Origin of the sequence: Piscinibacter defluvii (assembly GCF_004011805.1) — a bacterium.
Taxonomy (GTDB): Bacteria; Pseudomonadota; Gammaproteobacteria; order Burkholderiales; family Burkholderiaceae_C; genus Piscinibacter; species Piscinibacter defluvii.
In genome coordinates, this window is record NZ_RCHJ01000117.1 from 1 (window position 1) to 1,222 (window position 1,222).

A 1,222-nucleotide genomic window follows, 5' to 3' on the forward strand; every position below is an offset into this window, starting at 1 on the left:
TGGGCGAGCACCTGCAGGCGCACGGCTTCCGGCTCAGCGAGGGCACCATCGTGGATGCCACGCTGATCTGTGCGCCGCAGTCCACCAAGAACGCCTCGGGCGGACGGGATCCGGAGATGGGCTCCACGCGCAAGGGCAAGAAGTGGGGCTTCGGCATGAAGGCCCACGTGGGCGTGGACCGCAAGACCAAGCTCATCCACAGCGTCGTGGCCACACCGGGCAACGTGGCCGACGGGCCGATGATCAGCCGGCTGCTGCACGGCCGGGAACGGGCCGTCTGGGGCGACAAGGCCTACGTGGGCCAGCGCACTGCCATCAAGCGCGCAGCGCCTCATGCGCGAGATCTGACACTGGCCAAGGCCCAGGCCAAGAAGCCACTGAAACCACTGGACGAACACCTGAACTGGTTCCGCTCGAGGATCCGCAGCCGGGTCGAACACGTCTTCGGCGTCATCAAGTGCGTCTTCGGCTTCGACAAGCTGCGCTACCGGGGCCTGGCCAAGAACGCCAACCGGTTGTTCGTGGTCTCGGCGCTGGCCAACCTGTTCATGGTCAGGCGTAGCCTCGCCTGAAAGTGGGCCCCGCGCTGTTGCGCGGGGCACGAAGCGGGGTTAGCCAGTCCGGCAGAACACCCTGCAGACCGCCTCAGGCACTCAACGCGGCCCGATTGCGACTCCCCGTACCTTGAATTACGCTGCGGCGAAAGTAATTCAGACCTTCCATCTGAGGCCTAACATTTGAGCTGAGGCGACCGCCGCGGATTGGCACTTGGGCCGCGAGGCGCATGATGCTAGCGAGCGCCTCGCGGCCCAAGTGCCAAGCCGTGGAGGGTCGCCTCGAGCGAAGGGTTAGGCCGCAGCTCGCGCTACCGACTTGCCGCTGACGGCGCCTACTTGCCTTGAAGTCGCCTGACTTCAGGCAAGGTGCCCTCCGACCAACCTCGAAGACCAGCATGCCTCGAGATGACTTGCCCAGCACGAACCAGCTCGAACAGCGGCACCGGAGGGCTGAGTTGGTACTTCTCCTGACGCGACTTGTACAGAGAGCCAAGTTCGGGCGGGTACAGGGACTCGGACTCGCTGCCGTGAAGGCTTGACCTCTCGATGAACACTACCTTGATGGGTGGTGCCCCATTGGGCAACTGCTGTGCTACCGGAAGACCTGCGCTGGACTCACGCCAAGCTTTGCAGACGGGGCAGTCAGCGGCGGTGTGAACAACCAA

The 1,222-nt window shown here is 64.5% G+C and carries 1 protein-coding gene; it reads left to right on the forward strand.

All coding sequences use genetic code 11. The features are described from left to right. On the forward strand, positions 1-572 hold a 572-nt coding region (locus D9C15_RS33155), incomplete at its 5' end, for an IS5 family transposase (protein WP_128003713.1). Positions 573-1,222: the final 650 nt, after the last annotated feature.